Consider the following 17,219-nt stretch of genomic DNA (forward strand, 5'->3'; position numbering starts at 1 on the left):
CGGGTCATCCGCGCACGCACGTGCGCGGTTCACGTGCCACCGTGCACGCCCACAGGGTATGGCACTCAGTGCCACAGGTAAAGGCACTCCGTACCCCTGAATATGGGCAGGGTGTGAGACCCGTTGTCTCAGTCCCGCCCGAGCGTCGTCTCGATCTCCTGGACGACCCGCCAGAGCGGCGCACCGCGCCGGGACACGACGACCACCACGTCCTCGGGCTGCTCGGCACCGGTCGGGCGCGGGGGAGGGGCGGCACCGAAGGCGGACTGCACATACCCCAGGGCGTGGTCCACCGCGTCGCTCGCGTCGCCCTGTCCGTCCGAGCGCAACCAGGAGCGCAGCGCGTTGTTGTGCGCCGCGACCACGGCGGCGGCGATCACGTCGGCCTGCAGGGTTCCGTCGCGCCGACCGGCGAAGCGCGCCCGCAGGTATTCGGCCAGGGCGCGCTCATAGCGCCACACCACCGACAGTTCGTAGGCGCGCAGCCCCGGCACCCGCTTGGTCAGCCGGTAACGCTGCACCGAGAAGGTCGGGTTCTCCGCGTACATGCGCAGCACCAGCCGGGCTGCGTCGCACACCCGGCGCACCGGTTCGTGCTCCTCGCCGCTCGCGGCAAGGAAGGCCGTCATGTCGGCGAGGCACCGCTCGTGGTCGGGGAAGACCACGTCCTCCTTGGACGGGAAGTAACGGAAGAACGACCGTCGCCCGACACCGGCGAGTGCCACGATGTCGTCGACCGTCGTCTGCTCGTAACCCCGCTCCAGGAACAGGTGGAAGGCCGCCGCGACCAGAGCCTCCCGCATCGGGGGTTTCGCCGCCGCGGCATCCGTCTTCTCGCCGCGGCCGGGTGCCGCGCTGCTGGAGCTCATGGACGGGAACGTAGCACCAGAGCAGTGCCCATGGCACTCAGTGCTGCGTGGAGAGGGAACTGAGTGCTGCGCGGTGCCCCGCCGCTCGCCGTCGGTCGGCGCGCTGAACCGGCGGGACGCCGGCCCCGTATCACTGCGGGGGATGGCAGAGCCCGACAGCCCCGTGGAGACGGGACGGAAGGAGAGCGGCGTGCCCACACGGCCCGATCCCGCGCAGCCGGACGAAGAACCGGCCCTGGAACCGATCCGCGTGCTGCGCCCACGCCGCACCGACGCCCTCGCGGAACTGTTCAAGGAGCTGGAGCAGGACAGAGGCGGCTACGAGACCGTGCCGTTGCCCGCCTCCCTGCCCGGAGCCGAGGACGTGACACAGCAACTGCCACCCGTCGCCGAGGGGGCGGGCAGCTCACCGGCGCCGCGCGGCGGCCACGCCGGCTCCGGTCCCGCCGCATCCCGCCCCCGGCCGAGCCGCACCACCGTCGCCGTCGTCGTCACGGCGGCCGCGGTCATCGGCTTGGGCGGTGCTTTCCTGCTCCCTGACCTTGGTGACGGCGCGTCAGCCGAGGCTCCGCCTCCGTCCACGACCGTCTCCCCCTCCGGCGCGGGCGCCCCGACTGCCTCGGGTGGGCCCGGAGCACCCGGCGCCGGTGCTCCCGGCGGCCCCCTCGCCTGCACCGCGTCCTACCGCACCGTCTCCAGCTGGCAGGGCGGTTATCAGGGTGAGGTGACGGTGACCAACGCGCCCGCCGCGGCCGCCTCGGGCTGGACGGCGACGGTCGTACCCGCTGACGGCGCCCGCCTCACCCAGGTCTGGGACGGCACCCTCAGCGCCACGCGGGAGGGCACGGCCACCGTCGCCAACGCGTCCTGGAACGGTGCGCTGGAGCCCGGCGCGAGCGTCACGTTCGGCTTCCTCGCCGACGCCTCCGCCTCGGCCGGAGCCCCGTCGGCGAAGGTCACCTGCGCCGCGACGGCCGACGACTCCTGACGGTCGGGCGGCACGGCGCGGGCGGCCGGGGGGAAGGTCAGCGCCCGTGGTCGACCAGTGCCTGCGACACCGCGCGCACACTGCGGGCGATGTGCTGGAGCTGCATGACCTCCGCCGCGTACAGCTTGATGGTGTGCTCAATGACCGACTCGGGCATGCCGAGCGCGGGCAGGTCGGCCCGCGCGGTCTGCAGTGCGGTGCGGGCGACCCGGATCTCGTTCTGGACCTGTATGTGGGCGTGGCGGGCGAGCAGCACGGGGTGACGGATGAGCGCCGGGTAGCTGGCGTAGCGGGCCGGCACCAGCTCGCGCAGCCACTTGGCGGCCGATCGCTCCCAGTCGTAGGAACCGGGGGTCTTGACCTGGCACGGCCAGTCCGGGCTGATGCGCGTGGTCGTCAGGGGCATGGTCCATCGCTTCCGGGTGTGCGGCGTCGTTCGGGGTGTCCGACGGAGTCGGGGCGGCCCCGGCCTAGGGGATGACCGGGGCCGCCGCCACGGGCGCTCGCGCAGGCGATGCCCGACCGAACAACGCGAGCGCCGACGCGGGTAGGAGACGGCGGCTTCGTTGTTCGTTGAGGAGCCCGGAAAGGCAGACGGCGTTCGCACGGCGGATGGGGTGACGTGCGCATGAGCGGACCGGCTGCTTTCTGCGGGCGGATGGTGCGTGTGCAGTATTTATATATGCCGTCCGCTTTGCAAGGCGTATGAAAACATTCATGCGTGCTTTGAAGTGAATGGTGCCCTTGTGGTGCGGTTTGGCTCACAGGGAGAGGCGTCCTCGCGTGAGGACCTCGTGAAGGGTCAGTCCCGGAGGAAGAACTGGTGCTGGTCGGAGATGTGCTCGTACCCCTCCAGCCGCGCCTGAGTCCTCTCCGGGTCGGCGTCGGTCATGGCCTGGAGCAGCGCGGCGGCCATCACGCCGGGCGCGGCGTAGGAGTCGAAGACCAGCCGGGAGCCGGTGCCCGTGGCGAAGACGACGTCGGCCGTGTCGGCCACCGGCCCGAAGGCCAGGTCGGTGACCAGGGCGACCCGCAGCCCGGCGCCGCGCGCGACCCGTACCGCCGTGAGCGTCTCCTGCGCGTGCCGGGGCATGGAGAACGCCAGCACCCAGGTGCCGCCGGCCTCGCGCGACTGGAGCAGCGCGTCGTAGGCGACGCTGCCGCCCCGGGTCACCAGCCGCACGTCCGGGTGGATCCGGCGTGCCGCGTAGGCGAAGTACTCGGCGAGGGACCCGGAGATGCGCAGTCCGAGGACGGTCAGCGGGGTCGACTGCGAGAGCTTGCGGCCGATGTCGATCACCTGGTCGGGGTCGGAGAAGTCGCGCCGCAGGTTCTCCAGGTTCTCGATCTCGGCGTCCACCGCGGACTGGAGTTCGTTGGCGCCGTTCTCCTCGGCCGCCGCCGGTCCGCCGGCGAGGGCGCCCAGGGCGATCGACTGGAGCTTCTCCCGTAGCGCGGGGTAACCACTGAAGCCGACCGCGGCGGCGAAACGTGTCACCGAGGGCTGGCTCACGCCGGCCCGCTCCGCCAGATCGGTGATCGAAAGGAACGCCGCTTCGGTGATGTGCTCGATCAGGTACTGGGCGATGCGCCGCTGTCCCGGCGACAGTCTCGGCTGATCGAACAGCGTCCTGAGCTGGGACGTCGGGGATGCCTCGACCTCCGGGACCGTCTTGCCCGAGGTGATCGCGGACGCCTGCGCGCGTGCCTGCTGGGGCGATGGCACCGGTGCGCTTCCTTTGTCGTCTCCCACAGTGCTTCAACATAGCTCACGCACCGTGGCGACCAAGTGCGCTCGGACGGTCGGCGCTCAACGCCGGTAGATCGTGATCGAATGACCGACCCGGTCGATCGGACGACTGCTGTCGATCAGTTCGGCCAGCCGCCCGGTCGCCTTGGCCGAAGCGGAGTCCGACACGACGAGCAGCCCGCGGACCGCACGCACGGGCACCTCCCGCGGGTCGGCGGCGCGGACGCCGTAGGACGACGGCACCCCGCTGCCCTTGTACACGAGCCAGATCCGCTCGCCCCGGTACCGCTCGCGCAACCGGTCGGCCAGCCGGCCCAGGTCCTGGCCCCAGTCCACGTTGGAGTCGTGCAGGCGCAGACGTGTCTTCTCCGGACCGCCGAACGCCTCGTTGGAGTACGGCAGATAGTACGGGTACGTCCGCACCGAACTGACCGCGACGAACAGCACCAGCGCCCCCACCGCGACCGGCGTCCACCGCCACCGCACCGCGAGCACACAGCCGGCCGCCACCGCCAGGAACAGCGGCACGAACACGGCGTACCGCGTGCCGAGGTCCCGCGAACCGAGCATGGCCGCCGCGAGCAGGACGGCGCCGGGGACCAGCAGGTACGGCGCCGCCGGCCGCAGCCGCCGCACGGCGAGTAGGGCGACGGCACCCGCCGCCCCCAGGGCGAGCATGCCGAGCGGCGTCTTCACCAGCAGCGCGGCCGGCAGGTAGTACCAGAGCGACCCGGTGTAGAGGCGCCCGAAGAGAAAGCCCTGCCACGGCTGGTTCTCGAAGCCGAACTGGATCCGCATCCCGTCCCGGTACGCCCGCGGGAACGGCAGCAGGTCCACGGCGAGTCCGCGCAGCCCGCGCACGACGGGCACCTGCTGCTCCGGCGCCCAGCGCAGCCGCGGATCGACCACCAGATACGACGCCCACACGACGGCGATCGCGGCCAGCGCCACGACGCCGGCGCCCGCCACCGCGCGCACGAGCGCCCTGCGGCGGGGCTCGGCGGACGGCCTCGCGCACCACACCGACAACGCCGCGAGGGCCACCAGCACCGGGACCGCGGCCAGCGTGCTCATCCTGGTCGCCAGGGCGGCGCCGAGCGCCACTCCGGCGAGCGGCACATACCACCGGGGCCGGCGCCGGGCCCGCCACAGCAGCCAGACCGACACCAGCACGAACCCGGCCGCCGGCACGTCCAGCGTGGCCAGCGAGCCGTGCGCGATGACGTCGGGGGAGAAGGCGTACAACCCCAGCGCCGCCAGGCCCCCCGCCGCACCGGCCAGTTCACGGGCGAAGACGAAGACGACCAGTCCGAACAGCAGCGTCAGAACGATCACAGGGAGGCGGGCGAACAGCATCAGCCGCCAGGGGTCGTTCCCGGACTCGTACAGCAGATGGCGCCCCCACCGGCCCTGATCCCCGCTGAAGGAGGGGTCGACATACGGGTCGGCCAGCGCTACTCCGACCGCGATGACCAGCTTTCCCAGCGGCGGATGCTCGGGGTTGTGGCGCAGACGGTGCTCGCGCAGATACTCGGCCGCCGTGCCCACGTACACGGGTTCGTCGATCGTCGGCGTCTGCTGCACGGCCGTCGTCACCATGGCGACGGCCATCTGGGCGAGCAGCAGGACCACGAGGAGCGGTACGAGCGCGGCTACCGGGGGTTTCGGGGCAGGGACCGAGTGCCGTTCGAGCGCCATCATCTGCTCCGCGGGGCCGTCGACCCCGCGGCGGCGGGAGCAGATGCGGAGCCGGCGCACGCGCCTACTCTGCATCAGCTCCCGCCGCGGCCGGCGTCACCGCTTCAGGATTCGTACCGACAGACCATCCGTCGTGTAGACGGGTACGGCTCGCAGGGTGGCGGAGTTCAGCTCCACCCGGTCGAACTGGCCGCGCAGCTGCCGCGCCTCGACGACGGGCACCGTGGTCCCCGCGACCGGCGGCCGTTCGGCGTCCAGGCGCAGCGACAGCACGCTGCCCCGGCCCAGCAGGACCCGGCGGGACACCTCGAGCGCCGGGCCGTGGTTCTTGCGGAGCAGCAGCTCCAGGCGAGCGTCGCCCTCCTGGACGTACGAACCGCGCACCCGCAGCACCTTGTCCGCGCGGAGCGTGCCGCCCGCCACCCGCACATCGCCCTGCCCGAGCGCGTTGGCCGACCCGGCGACCAGCACACCGTCCTCGACGACCGTGCCGCCGTGGTAGCGGTTGTGCCCCGTCAGCGTGAGCGTGCCGGTGCCGCGCTTGGTCAGACCGCCCTCGCCGCGGATGTCGTTGCGCCACGCGTCCGCCGCGCCGAAGCCCCCGGCCGCCGCGTCGAGCGTGACGGTCACGTCGGATTCGAAGGCGCCGTAGCCGTCCGCCGCTGCGAACAGGTTGAGCCGGCCCCACTGCTCGAAGCCGTCCAGCACGACGTACCCGCCGGGCAGCGCGGTCGTGCGCAGCACCTCGCGGCGCTGGGCCGCGGTCAGGTACGGCTGGCGCGTCTCCAGCAGCACCTCGGCGCCCTTCGGCACGGTCAGGGGCTCGTCCCGGCCGCGTCGGGGCAGCACGTACGTCAGCTTGGGCTCGACCAGGCGGGCGTTGTCGTCCCGGTCGGCGTACGGGTCGGTGTCGGTGCCGGCCGAGTGGGCGTAGGCGTACAGGGTGTCGTCCGTCGTGCCGGTCCGCTCCTTGAAATACGCCAGGGCCTGGGCCCGGGCGGCGGCCTTGAGCTCGGCGTTGGCCGGGTCGGCGAGCGTGGCCGCGGCGAGGGCCGTGGCCATGATGCGGCCGCCGATGACGTCGACCGTGGAGTGCATGCCCGCCACGATGCGGGTGTGGCCGAGGTGGAAGGCGCGGGTCACCAGCTCCTGGAAACGCTCGGGCACGGCGTAGGCGTATGCCAGGGCGGCCAGGTGCACGGCGTTGGTGTGCCCACTGGGGTAGCCGCCGTCCTCGGCCGGGTTCTCGGCGCGCTGCCGCAGCAGTTGAGGCGCGACGATCACGTCCGACTCGTAGACGGGGAAGCCGAACGCGTCCTTCTTCCCGGTGTCGACGACCTCGCTGTCCTCGTTCATCCGCCACGGACGCGGGTAATGGTAGGCGAACTTGGACGGGTTGCTGGAGGCGAAGTTGCCGCGCAGCGTGTCGACGAGCTTGGCCACCTTGCCGAGTTCGGAATCGTGCGACCCCGCGCCGAGCGCGGAACCGGCCGGCGCGTCGGCGGGCAGGGTGTCGCTGATCTTCCCGGCGGGGGTGCCGTCCGGCGCGCCGGTGATCGAAGTGACCGCCTTGGCACCCGACTTGTACAGGTCGGCGAGCGGACCGAGTCCGGCGATCATCGAGTAGCTCTGGTGCTGACGGTCGACGATGAAGGATTCCTTCGCCTGAGCGTCCGTCCGCGCGGCGGTGATCCGGGCGCAGTAGCGCATGTTCGCGCGCAGCACCTCGGGCATCAGCGGCGTCCCGGTGTTCCAGGCGCCGCCGGTCTTCCACACCCGCGCGAAGCCGCCGAGGACACGGACCACCGCATTGGTCTCGGGTGTCTGGTTCGCGAGGACGTTGGTCTTGTAGTCGTCCACGAAGGCGGCGGCGTTCGAGGCGGCCTTGGCGTCCGCGGCGGGGAGCCAGCCGGCGACGGCGGGGACGGCCACGAGGGCCACCCCACCGCCGACCGAGGTCGTCAGAAAGCGCCTTCTGTTCAGGGACGGGGTGGCCTGGAGCCCGGCGGATGACGGCATGCGAGCCTCTCTTGAGTTCTTCGGCCATGCGGCCGGGAGGAGGGCGAACGGACCGACTCGACCGCATGGCGCGCCTGTGACCGACACGCACGGGGCGCGGGTGATCGAGTCGTACGAGCGAAGATCTACGGGCGGGTTGTGTCGGACTCGGGATGGCCCGGCGTCCGGCAGGTGTCACACAAGTGAACGGGCAAGCGCCACCGCCCCTTCGACGGGAGGCTGTCGCAGCGGCAGCGCCCGCGCCCCCGGCACGCTCTCGGCGAGAGCGCGGGCGAAGGTGTCGTACAGGACGGGCTGGGCCAGAACCGTGCTGCCGGCCACCACGACGTCGTCCACCACCACCCCGCGCGCGTCGAGCCGTGCGACGAGCGCGGCCAGCGAACGGCCGCCCTCGGCGATCACCGCACGGGCGGGCGCCGAACCGGCCTCGGCTGCCGCGAACACGACCGGCGCATGCCGGCCCCACTTGGCGGACACGTCGGTGGCGCTCTCCAACGCCGCGCCGAGCGCGGGTACTTCGGCGACACCGAAGGCGTCGAGCAGCCCGCGAGCGAGGGCGTCGGGCTCCTCCCCGCGGTCGTGCGCCGCCCACACGGCCCGCACGGACTCACGGACGAGCCCCGCGGAGCCGCCTTCGTCGCCGAGGACCGCGCCCCAGCCGCCGACCTGGACGGACGTGCCGTCGGCCAGCCTGCCGACCGCGACCGAGCCGGTGCCGGCGACCAGGCCGACACCCTTGTCCAACCCGGCGGCGGGGACGAGCAGTTCGGCGTCGCCCACCACCGACGCGGGCGCGTCGAAGTGGAGTTGGAGAGCGGTGCGGATCTGGGCGCACTGGCGAGGCGTCTCGCAGGCGTGCCCGCCCACGGCCAGGGCGGACGGGCGCGCACCCCTCGGCAGGGCGTCGGCGACGAGCGCGGCCAGCCAGCCGGCGGCGGCCACGGGGTCGTGCGGCCGCCAGCCGCTGCTCGTCCGGACGTGATCGGCGACCAGGGCGTCCCCCGCGTAGGCGCGGAGATGCGTCTTGGTGCCGCCCACGTCGATGCCGACCACGAGGGGCGTCGTCTCCTGCACGGGTCCTCTTTCGTCGTTGCGCAGCGCGATGACGGCGGGCGAACCGTGCTCGGAACGGCAGTGTGAAATATCGGGAAGCCCCGGGACGGGCCTCGTGCGGAACACGGCAGGCGAGTACCGTGCACTTCGTTAGGGAGTTAACTAACGAAGTAGGGTGCGCGTCAAGAGGCGCGGAAACCCGATGCCGAACGACCTTGGCGGCCCTTGGCGGAGCCGGGAAGTCCGGATGCGTTCCCGTGTTGTCCGGTGCGTGCTCGTGGCGTGCGGACGAGGGTTCTCTGTGGGGGTCTCCTGGTCGAACGGAATCGAGACCGGGGGACAGCTACTGGGGCCTCGGCCGGTGCGGCGAGACCGCGTGCCGGGCGGCGCGGGAGCGCGCCCGGACTTCTCCGGCGGCGCCCGGCCGCCGCAGCACCACCTGGGGAGAGCATGGACCTGAGCGAGAGCGCGCGTGCGGTGTTCGCCGTGCTGGCCGGGGCCGGCAGCGCGACCCGGCCGCAGCTCGCGAGTCTGGCGGGCCTGTCCAAGCCCACCGTGTCCTCCGCCGTGGCGGAGCTGGAGAGCGCCCGGCTGGCTGCCCACTCCGGCACCGCCTCCGGCGGCACGGGCCGTTCCGCCGCCGTCTACGGTCTCGGGCCGGCCGCCGGGGCCGTGCTCGCCGTCGACCTGGGACCCGCCCTGACCCGGGTGCGCGGCTGCGCCCTGGACGGCACCCTGCTCGCCCAGGCCACCGGGACCCGGCAGGAGGCGGCCGACGTGGTGCGCGAGGCGCTCGTCACACTGCCCGCCGACGCACCGCTGCGCACCGTCGTCGTCGCCGTCGGTGACGTCACCGCACGGGAGAAGGAGGGCGCCCGCATGCGCCCCGCCACGGCCAAGGCCGGCCCCGTCTTCGACGCCATGGCCGTCGCCCTGCCGCCGGGCGTTCCCGTCCACCTCGAGAACAACGTCAACTGCGCCGCGCTCGCCGAACTGCACGAGGGCGCCGCGCGCGGCCGGCGCACCTTCGGCTACCTGCGCATCGGCGTCGGTATCGGCCTCGGCATCGTGGTCGGCGGGCAGGTGCTGCGCGGAGCCAACGGCGCCGCCGGTGAGCTGGCCCGGCTGCCCTACCCGTGGGACGACGGCCGGGAGCCGCGCCACGAGGCCCTGGAGGAGTACATCGGCGCCCGCTCGCTCCTGCGGCGCGCGGCCGATGCCTGGCCGGACGAGGACGGGCCCTGCCCGCGCACCGCCGAGCAGCTCTTCGCCCTGGCCGGCCAGGGCCGGGCCGCGGCCCGCGCCGTGATCGGCCGCCATGCCGCGGACATCGGTCGTCTCGCCGCCGCCGTGACCGCCGTACTGGACCCGGGACTGATCGTGCTCGGCGGCAGCACCGGCGCGGACCCGCAGGTACTGCCCGGTGTGCGGGCCGAACTCGACCGGTTGAGCTGGCCCACCGAAGTGGTCAGCAGCACGGTCGGGGACCTCGGCACGGTCGTGGGCGCTTCCCGGCTCGCGGTCTCCCATGGAGTCCAAACCGTGACCGAGGCCGGGGGGTCGAAGGATTGACGGCTTCCGACTCGATCTGCCAATGTCCGGACAAGCGCTTTCTGAGTCGGCCGGGACGCCGACTCCGGGTGAGCCTCCCGCCCGTACGCGAAGTACGGCAGCCGCACGAGGGCGTGCTTGTGCGACGACGGCCCTCATGGCCGGGGACCCCACCCGTCAAGGCGACGCGGCCGGGCGAGGCCGCGCCCCCAGAAAGCGAAATTTTCTGCACAATGCACCCGTGCCGCCTCGGTCGGCGCCGTGCTCCGTCCCCTACCACGAAATGGGATCGAAGATGACCACTGTGGGTGTGCGGCGCTCCCGCCGACTCGGCCGCGGCGGTATGCGCCGCCTGGTCCCCCTCGCTGCCGTGGCCACGGCAGGTGCCCTGCTGCTCTCCGCCTGCGGAGGGTCGGACTCCGGCTCGGGCGGTACCTCCAAGTCGCTGACGTTCTGGATCTCCACGGTTCCGGGGCAGGACGCGGGCTGGAAGAAGATGGTGGCGCAGTACAAGAAGGAAACCGGCGTCGACGTCAAGCTCGTCAACATCCCCTACGACGGCTACGACGCGAAGCTGCGCAACGCCGCGCAGGCGAACTCCCTGCCCGACGTGGCGACGGTGCCGAAGCTGGACCCGATCTGGTCGAACAAGCTGATCGACCTCAGCTCCATCGCCAACAACAAGAGCAACAAGATCAACACCAACTTCGTCGCCAAGGACTCGTCCGGGAAGGTGCTGTCCATCCCCTCGGACATCACCGCCTCCGGCCTGTTCATCAACAAGTCCCTCTTCGAAAAGGCCGGCGTCTCCTTCCCGACCTCGCCCCAGAAGACCTGGACCTGGACCGACTTCATCGCCGCGGCGAACAAGGTCCGGGAGAAGACCGGCGCCAAGTACTCCCTGACCTTCGACCAGTCGCCGTCCCGGCTGCGCGCCATGGTGTACGAGATGGGCGGGAAGTACGTCCACGCGGACTCCTCGGGCAAGTTCTCGGTGGACGCGGCGACCAAGAAGGCCGTGAAGTACTTCGTCGGACTGAACGACGACAAGACCATGCCGAAGTCGGTGTGGACCAGCGGCGCCGACCCGTCGGCCATGTTCCAGAGCGGTGACGTGGTCGCCTACTGGTCCGGCGTGTGGCAGGTTGCCTCCTTCGCGGAGAGCATCACGAAGTTCGAGTGGGCGAGCGTCCCGACTCCCGCCCAGCCGGTGCAGGCCAGCGACGTCAACAGCGGCGGCATGACGGTGGGCTTCAACAACAACGCCGACGCGGCCACCGCCGCGAACAAGTTCCTGTCCTGGCTGTACGAGCCGGCCCACTACCAGGCGCTGTGCGAGGCGTCCGGGTTCCTGCCGGTCGAAAGCGGTCTGAACCCGAAGTACCCCTTCAAGTCCGAGGCGGCGCAGGCGGCATTCAAGCTGTACAACGAGTCGATCCCGCTCTACGACCCGATCTCCGGCTACTTCAACACCGCGCAGACGAACTGGGTGCTGAAGGGCAAGAGCCTCACCGACGACCCGACCAAGACGGAGCTCGGCAAGGCGATCAACGGCCAGCAGTCGGCCGACAAGGCCCTGGAGAACATCGTGGCCGGCTACAACCAGCAGGTCGGCGGCTGATCGCAGGCCGGCAGGCCCGGGCGGCGGGTCGAGACACCGCCGCCCGGGCCTGGGGGCCCCACGTGATGCCGGGCTCACGGCCTGAGCCCACAGGAACTCATTCCACCAGCACGGAGTCAGGAAGATGACAAAACGCGCCTCGGACGTGTCCGTGAGCCCGCCCAGGAGACGCAGCAAGTACACCGCCGCGCCACTCGTCCTCATCGCGGCCAATGTCGTGCTCTTCGCGCTGTTCTTCGTCTGGCCGGCGGTGATCGGGCTCGTCTACTCCTTCACGAACTACACGGGCGTGGGGGCGTTCCAGTTCATCGGACTGGACAACTACCAGAACCTGTTCGGGGACTCCACCTTCTTCGACGCGCTGACCCGGACGCTGCTGTACACCGTGCTCTTCGTTCCGCTGAACTTCGTGTTCTCGCTGCTCATCGCCAACGTGCTGGTGAGCAAGAACGCCAAGGGCGTGTCGGTCGCCCGCGTCTTCTTCTTCATCCCGTGGCTGCTGTCGCCCATCGTCGTGGGTGTCCTGTGGCGGTGGCTGTTCGGTGAGAACTTCGGACTGGTCAACCACCTCATCGAGAAGTTCGGCGGAAGTGCCGTTCCGTGGCAGTCGAACGCGGACCTGTCGCTGATCGTGGTGGTGGTGGCGGCATCCTGGGCCTGGACGGGCTTCTCGATGCTGCTGTTCATCGCGGCGATCAAGAACGTACCGCGGTCCTACTACGAGGCGGCCTCGCTCGACGGCGCTGGTCCGTGGCGCCAGTTCATCAGCATCACACTGCCGAGCATCGCGCCGACTTCCTTCATCGTCATCCTGCTCAACACGATCCACGCGATGAAGGAATACCCGCTGTTCGCCTCCCTCAACAACGGCGGACCCGGAACGTCGAACAACCTGCTTGTCCAGTACATCTACCAGACCGGCTTCAAATCGGGCCAGATCGGCTACGCGAGCGCCGCGTCGTTCGTGCTCATGCTCATCCTGATGGCCGTCGCGATCATCCAGCTGGTCGTCAACCGGCGGGTGGAGAACCGATGACAACCACAGACATGCCACGCAAGGTCGACGCCGGGCCCGGGCGGGCGGTTCCCAAGAAGCGGCCGCGCGGCGCGGCGAGCGGCGGGCTCCGGCGCGCGGTGCCCGCGACGACACTGCTGTGGGTCCTGGCGGCCCTCTACGGGTTTCCGGTGCTGTGGTTCGTCCTCAGCTCCTTCAAACCGGCGGGAGACCTGTTCTCCTCGCTGGCGCTGTTTCCGGACGACCCCACCCTGTCGGGCTACAAGGCAGCGTGGGACGGCGCCAACTTCTCCCAGTACTTCATCAACACGACCATCGTGTGTGTGATCGCGACGATCCTCACGGTGGGAGTCAGCTGCTGCACCGGGTACGCGCTGGCCAAGTACGACAACAAGTGGCTCAAGGTCTTCTTCGTCGGCATTCTGGCCACCACGATGCTGCCGGGCGAGGTCATGCTCGCCCCGCAGTTCCTGGTGGTCCGCGACCTCGGCCTGTACAACTCGCTCGCCGGCATCATCGTCCCGGCCGTGCTCACCGCGACCGGATGCTTCATGTTCCGCCAGTTCTTCCTGACGGTCCCCGACGAGCTCATCGAGGCCGCCCGCATCGACGGGGCGCGTGAACTGTCGATCTTCCTGCGGATCATGGTGCCGATCTCCCGGCCCATCATGCTGACGCTCGCCATCCTGTCGTTCCAGTGGCGGTGGAACGACTACATCTGGCCGCTGCTGATGCTCAACGACCCCAGCAAGTTCACCGTGCAGATCGGCATCCAGAGCCTCGTCGGCGCGCAGAACATCAACTGGTCGGTGGTGCTCGGCGGCTCGGTCATCTCCATGATCCCGCTGATCGTCGTCTTCCTGGTGTTCCAGCGTTACGTCATGAACGCCGACATCAACGCCGGACTGAAGGACTGACCTTGCCCACCCCGCTCGACCACGAGTTCGTCCGCGCGGCGGCCCGCGCCGCCGACCGGCTGGCCGCCCCGCTGGCGGCCGGCCCCGACGAGGAACCCGCCGGTGTGCCGCACCGTGGTCTGGCGCGGCGGGTGAAGACCCTGGTCGCGGCATACCGGTCCCCGGACTCGGCACTGCACGGCAGCAGGCAGGCCGTCGCCGCCGCGATGACCCACCTGAGCGCCCTGCGGGCCGCGCAGACCGCCACCGGCCTCTTCGCCGGCGGCGACAACGTGCAGTCACCGCCGGACTCCGCCTTCACCGTCAACGACGTGTGCGATGCCCACGTCCTCGCCGCCGGCGCGGGACCGGAACTGCGCGACGTCACGGCCGCCCTCGCCGAGATCGCCGGTGCCGCCTCCGGCAGTCTTTTGACCGGTGGGGTGCACACGCCCAACCACCGCTGGGAGTTGTGCGCGGCGCTGGCCCGGCTGCACCGGTCGTTCCCGGACGACCGGCTGCTCGACCGCGTCGAGGAGTGGCTCGCCGAGGGCGTCGACATCGACGCGGAGGGCCTTTACTCGGAACGGAGCGCCAACTACGCGGCCCACGTGTCCAACCCGTCGCTGCTGCTGCTGGCCCACGTCCTCGGCCGCGCCGACCTGCTGGACGCCGTGGAACGCAATCTCGCCACGACACTGGACCTCATCAGGCCGGACGGCACGGTGGAGACCGTCCACTCGCGACGGCAGGAGCAGAACCACCCGTTCCCGCTGGCGCCCTATCTGCCGCACTACCGGCTGCTCGCGATCCGCACCGGCCGGGGTGACTTCAGCCGGGCGGCGCGGCTGGCGGCCGCAGGCGGCATCGACGACCCCGACCTGCTCGCCGAGACCCTCCTCACTCCGGACCTGTGCCGCGTCCCGCCGACACCGGTTGCGGAGACACTTCCGCGCGACCGGTACATCACCACCGCCCGCCTCGCCGCACGCGCCTCGGCCACCGCGCACACGGTGGTGTACGGCGGCTCCGACGTGCCCGAGCACCGGCGCATCCGCTCGGGCCTCGCCTGCAACCCCACCTTCCTGCGTCTGTTCGCCGGCGACGCGGTCCTCGACGCGGTCCGTCTCTCGCGAGGATTCTTCGACATGGGCCCGTTTCGCGCCGCTGGCATGCAATGGCTCGCCGACGGCCGCTACCTGCTCACCGAAACCCTCTCGGCCACCTACTACCAGCCGCTCCCTGCGGGCCGGCGACGGGACGACGGCGCCTATCGGATGGCGGACGAGGGACGCTTCTCGGCCGCGATGGCCTTCCCGGACCGGCCTCGGGACGAGGTCTCCCACACGACCCGCGTCGAGGTGGACCTGAGGGAGGACGGTGCCGACCTGCGGATCGACATGAGCGGACCACGGGTGCCCTGGGCCCTCGAACTGACCTTCCGGCCGGGCGGCGTGCCAGAGGGCGCCGTACCGATCGGCGACGGGCGCTGGTGCCTGACGACCGGGCCGATGACCTACCGGGTCGGTGACGACGAGATCCGGATCGAGGCCGACGTCGAGGCAGGCGAACCGCTGGCCGGACCGGACCGGCGCGACCTCCTGCGGTATGACCCGGGTCAGGACCACACCGTGGTGGGCGGCACCGACGCCACGACCGGGAACCGCGTCTATATCGGTGGACACGGCCCGCACACACTGACCGTCGCACTGCGCGCCCGCCGGCCCGCACTTGTCGTGTGACCCCGACGACCCACACCATGGCCACCTCCGGATGAAGGGCTGACCACCCGTGCACCTGCCTCGCCAGCTCGGCGCCCTGCACAACCTCCCCGACACCCCGGAGGCCTACGACGCGGTCCTCGCCGGTGTCACCGAGGAAGCCCTGGCCCGGCTCACCCCGGAGGGCAACCTCGAACACCCCGACTGCGTAGAGGACATCGGCGACACCTCCCTCGGCATCACCTCGCTCCTCGCCCTCGCCTGGCAGCGCGGCAAGGACCCGCGGCTGCCCGAGGCGGTGCGCCGCAGCCTCGCCTTCCACCTGCGCGAGCGCGTGTACACCGAGGACAACCCCGGCTACCCGAACCTCAAAGCCCGCGACACCGGCCTGCCGTACGCGCGTTACGTGCTGGAGGCGGGCGCCCATCCCATCGGCGACTGGCCGAGCACGGTGTGGGCGCTGCTCCAGGCGGTCGACGTGCTGGACCTCGCGGAGGGCCTCGTCGAGGACGAGCAGCGCGCCGAACTCCTGCAGGTGGCGCACGGCTACTGGCGCTGGCTGACCGAGGCGACCTTCTTCAACCCGCAGGAGGCCGGCAACCAGGCCATCGGCTGCGTCGTCGGCGGCCTGATGCTGGCCCGCCATCTCCCGCCGGAGCAGGCCGAACCGGTGCGCGCGCGGGCGATCGCCCTGTACGTCGACGAGATCCGGGCCCACCGGGTCGCGGACCGTGGCGCACTGCTGCCACCCGAGCACGGCGGCGCGTACGACAACAACTACGGCCCGATCTCCCTGTCCTTCCTCGCCCAGGCCCACCGGGTCAGCGGCGAGGAGATCTTCGCCGAGGACGGCGACGCGCTCGCCCGCTACATCGACGCCCGCCTGACCGGCGGCGGCTTCGACAACGGCGGACCGCGCTACAGCGAACAGCACAGCGGGTTCGAGTCGGTCCTCGGCCTGCGGTACTTCAGTGCCCGCATCGGCTCCGACCTCGGTCGCTACCGGGGCGACACCCGCTGGGGCCGGCACGCGGTCAAGGCGGACGGCGGACTCGACGGCCACTTCGCCTGGATGCTGGTCTGGCAGATCCAGGACACCACCCGCTGGCACCGCAGCCCGTCGTCCACCCCGGCCCGCCACCAACTGCGGGCGGGCACGGTCTCGGTGGCCTTCGACAGCCGTATGACCCCCTCGCTCGTCGAAGCCGCGGGCACCTACTACCTGCCCGCGGCCGTGAACCGGCAGCACGGCTTCGGCCCCGTCCTCGACGGCTTCCTGCTGTGCCGTCCCATGGGCGAGGTCCGCGTGCGCGACGTGAGCGCCGACGGCCTCACGGCCAAGCTGGTCACCAAGCCGGTCGTCGGCCGCGACCACGTCCTGCGCCACGTGCAGTCCCTGTACGTCACCGACGGCGGCAGCCTGTGGATGACGGTCGCGGTGGAGCGGCTCCCCGGCACGCCGTACCTGCTCGCGGGCCTGCCGTACGCCACGGACGACGGCGACCGGGTGCGCAGGACCGCGGACGCGGACGTCACGTCGGCGGGCGAACTGCGCCTCACCCACCCCGAGTCGGACGGCGTGGACCACTTCGACGCCCGCGCGGACCGGACCCAGGAACAGACGGCCTTCGCGCTCGCGGCCGACCCCCGTGGCTACGGCAACCCCGACGAGGGCTGGCGCCACCTGGTCAGCTCGACGGCCCTGGAGGCCGATCCGGCGCCCGGCGCCCCCGAGGACCTGCACGTCTTCGCCGTACGGTACGGCCCGACGGGCCCGTTCGCGCCCGCCTTCGCACACGACGGTTCAGGGCTGACGGTCCGCACCGAGGCGTTCACCGCCGTGATCGGCGAGGCGTCGGGCGACGCGCACGGCGAGCCGGAACTGACCCTGCGGGCCGCTTAGGGCCTGTTGCTCACGCCCCCGCACGGGCGGCCGGCGGCTCGTGCGGGACGGGCAGTGCCGTGGCCGGCACCCAGCCCGGGGCCTCCAGGGCCTCCAGCTCCTGCATCTCCAGCTCGGAGTCGGCGGCGACGGCCT

The 17,219-nt window shown here is 71.5% G+C and carries 14 protein-coding genes; 7 read left to right on the forward strand and 7 right to left on the reverse strand.

The window, feature by feature from the left end:
• Positions 1 to 128: 128 nt before the first annotated feature.
• Positions 129 to 869 carry a TetR family transcriptional regulator gene (locus ABZ078_RS38280; RefSeq protein ID WP_356583152.1) on the reverse strand — a complete coding sequence of 247 codons (741 nt, stop codon included), beginning with the start codon at positions 867 to 869 and terminating at the stop codon, positions 129 to 131.
• 190 nt (positions 870 to 1,059) lie between these two features.
• Between ABZ078_RS38280 and ABZ078_RS38285 the strand changes: the two genes are divergently transcribed.
• The gene (locus tag ABZ078_RS38285; RefSeq protein WP_356583153.1) at positions 1,060 to 1,857 is read left to right on the forward strand and encodes a cellulose binding domain-containing protein; all 798 of its coding nucleotides are present in this window, start codon (positions 1,060 to 1,062) and stop codon (positions 1,855 to 1,857) included.
• Between the two features lie 37 nt (positions 1,858 to 1,894).
• On the opposite strand, the gene ABZ078_RS38290 is transcribed toward ABZ078_RS38285, so the two are convergent.
• The 5 genes from ABZ078_RS38290 to ABZ078_RS38310 form a co-directional block, all read right to left on the reverse strand.
• Positions 1,895 to 2,263 carry a hypothetical protein gene (locus ABZ078_RS38290; protein WP_356583154.1) on the reverse strand — a complete coding sequence of 123 codons (369 nt, stop codon included), beginning with the start codon at positions 2,261 to 2,263 and terminating at the stop codon, positions 1,895 to 1,897.
• Between the two features lie 396 nt (positions 2,264 to 2,659).
• Positions 2,660 to 3,583 (reverse strand): MurR/RpiR family transcriptional regulator, encoded by a 924-nt coding sequence (locus ABZ078_RS38295; RefSeq protein ID WP_356583155.1) that lies wholly within the window; start codon positions 3,581 to 3,583, stop codon positions 2,660 to 2,662.
• Positions 3,584 to 3,667: 84 nt separating this feature from the next.
• Positions 3,668 to 5,305: a phospholipid carrier-dependent glycosyltransferase gene (locus ABZ078_RS38300; protein WP_356583165.1), complete on the reverse strand. Its 1,638-nt coding sequence runs from the start codon at positions 5,303 to 5,305 to the stop codon at positions 3,668 to 3,670.
• A 96-nt stretch (positions 5,306 to 5,401) separates the two neighbouring features.
• Positions 5,402 to 7,324 carry a phosphatase PAP2 family protein gene (locus ABZ078_RS38305; protein WP_356583156.1) on the reverse strand — a complete coding sequence of 641 codons (1,923 nt, stop codon included), beginning with the start codon at positions 7,322 to 7,324 and terminating at the stop codon, positions 5,402 to 5,404.
• A 174-nt stretch (positions 7,325 to 7,498) separates the two neighbouring features.
• Complete coding sequence (locus ABZ078_RS38310; protein ID WP_356583157.1) at positions 7,499 to 8,398, reverse strand: BadF/BadG/BcrA/BcrD ATPase family protein; 900 nt, start codon at positions 8,396 to 8,398, stop codon at positions 7,499 to 7,501.
• 429 nt (positions 8,399 to 8,827) lie between these two features.
• Between ABZ078_RS38310 and ABZ078_RS38315 the strand changes: the two genes are divergently transcribed.
• The 6 genes from ABZ078_RS38315 to ABZ078_RS38340 all read left to right on the forward strand — a co-directional run bounded on the left by ABZ078_RS38315 (position 8,828) and on the right by ABZ078_RS38340 (position 17,084).
• Positions 8,828 to 9,949, forward strand: coding sequence for an ROK family transcriptional regulator (locus ABZ078_RS38315; protein WP_356583158.1), 1,122 nt, complete (start codon positions 8,828 to 8,830; stop codon positions 9,947 to 9,949).
• 274 nt (positions 9,950 to 10,223) lie between these two features.
• Positions 10,224 to 11,549, forward strand: coding sequence for an extracellular solute-binding protein (locus ABZ078_RS38320; protein ID WP_356583159.1), 1,326 nt, complete (start codon positions 10,224 to 10,226; stop codon positions 11,547 to 11,549).
• 124 nt (positions 11,550 to 11,673) lie between these two features.
• Positions 11,674 to 12,585, forward strand: coding sequence for a sugar ABC transporter permease (locus tag ABZ078_RS38325; protein ID WP_356583160.1), 912 nt, complete (start codon positions 11,674 to 11,676; stop codon positions 12,583 to 12,585).
• On the forward strand, positions 12,582 to 13,481 hold the full coding sequence (locus tag ABZ078_RS38330) for a carbohydrate ABC transporter permease (RefSeq protein ID WP_356583161.1): 900 nt from the start codon (positions 12,582 to 12,584) through the stop codon (positions 13,479 to 13,481). Before ABZ078_RS38325 ends, ABZ078_RS38330 begins: the two co-directional genes overlap by 4 nt.
• Positions 13,482 to 13,483: 2 nt before the next feature.
• A complete protein-coding gene (locus tag ABZ078_RS38335; RefSeq protein WP_356583162.1) occupies positions 13,484 to 15,202 on the forward strand; it encodes a hypothetical protein in 1,719 nt (572 codons plus the stop codon).
• Between the two features lie 49 nt (positions 15,203 to 15,251).
• Positions 15,252 to 17,084, forward strand: a complete 1,833-nt coding sequence (locus ABZ078_RS38340; RefSeq protein WP_356583163.1) for a hypothetical protein — start codon at positions 15,252 to 15,254, stop codon at positions 17,082 to 17,084.
• Between the two features lie 10 nt (positions 17,085 to 17,094).
• On the opposite strand, the gene ABZ078_RS38345 is transcribed toward ABZ078_RS38340, so the two are convergent.
• A partial coding sequence (locus tag ABZ078_RS38345; RefSeq protein ID WP_356583166.1) for a daptide-type RiPP occupies positions 17,095 to 17,219 on the reverse strand: 125 nt, incomplete at its 5' end.

The sequence above is a fragment of the Streptomyces sp. NPDC006385 genome (assembly GCF_040612485.1).
Classification (GTDB): domain Bacteria; phylum Actinomycetota; class Actinomycetes; order Streptomycetales; family Streptomycetaceae; genus Streptomyces.

What these genes read in the sequence shown, in the direction of transcription:
- ABZ078_RS38290 (WP_356583154.1), bottom strand. Translation starts at nt 2,263, where the DNA reads ATGCCCCTGACGACCACGCGCATCAGCCCGGACTGGCCGTGCCAGGTC.
- ABZ078_RS38300 (WP_356583165.1), bottom strand. Translation starts at nt 5,305, where the DNA reads ATGGCGCTCGAACGGCACTCGGTCCCTGCCCCGAAACCCCCGGTAGCC.
- ABZ078_RS38305 (WP_356583156.1), bottom strand. Translation starts at nt 7,324, where the DNA reads ATGCCGTCATCCGCCGGGCTCCAGGCCACCCCGTCCCTGAACAGAAGG.
- ABZ078_RS38325 (WP_356583160.1), top strand. Translation starts at nt 11,674, where the DNA reads ATGACAAAACGCGCCTCGGACGTGTCCGTGAGCCCGCCCAGGAGACGC.
- ABZ078_RS38315 (WP_356583158.1), top strand. Translation starts at nt 8,828, where the DNA reads ATGGACCTGAGCGAGAGCGCGCGTGCGGTGTTCGCCGTGCTGGCCGGG.
- ABZ078_RS38330 (WP_356583161.1), top strand. Translation starts at nt 12,582, where the DNA reads ATGACAACCACAGACATGCCACGCAAGGTCGACGCCGGGCCCGGGCGG.
- ABZ078_RS38320 (WP_356583159.1), top strand. Translation starts at nt 10,224, where the DNA reads ATGACCACTGTGGGTGTGCGGCGCTCCCGCCGACTCGGCCGCGGCGGT.
- ABZ078_RS38280 (WP_356583152.1), bottom strand. Translation starts at nt 869, where the DNA reads ATGAGCTCCAGCAGCGCGGCACCCGGCCGCGGCGAGAAGACGGATGCC.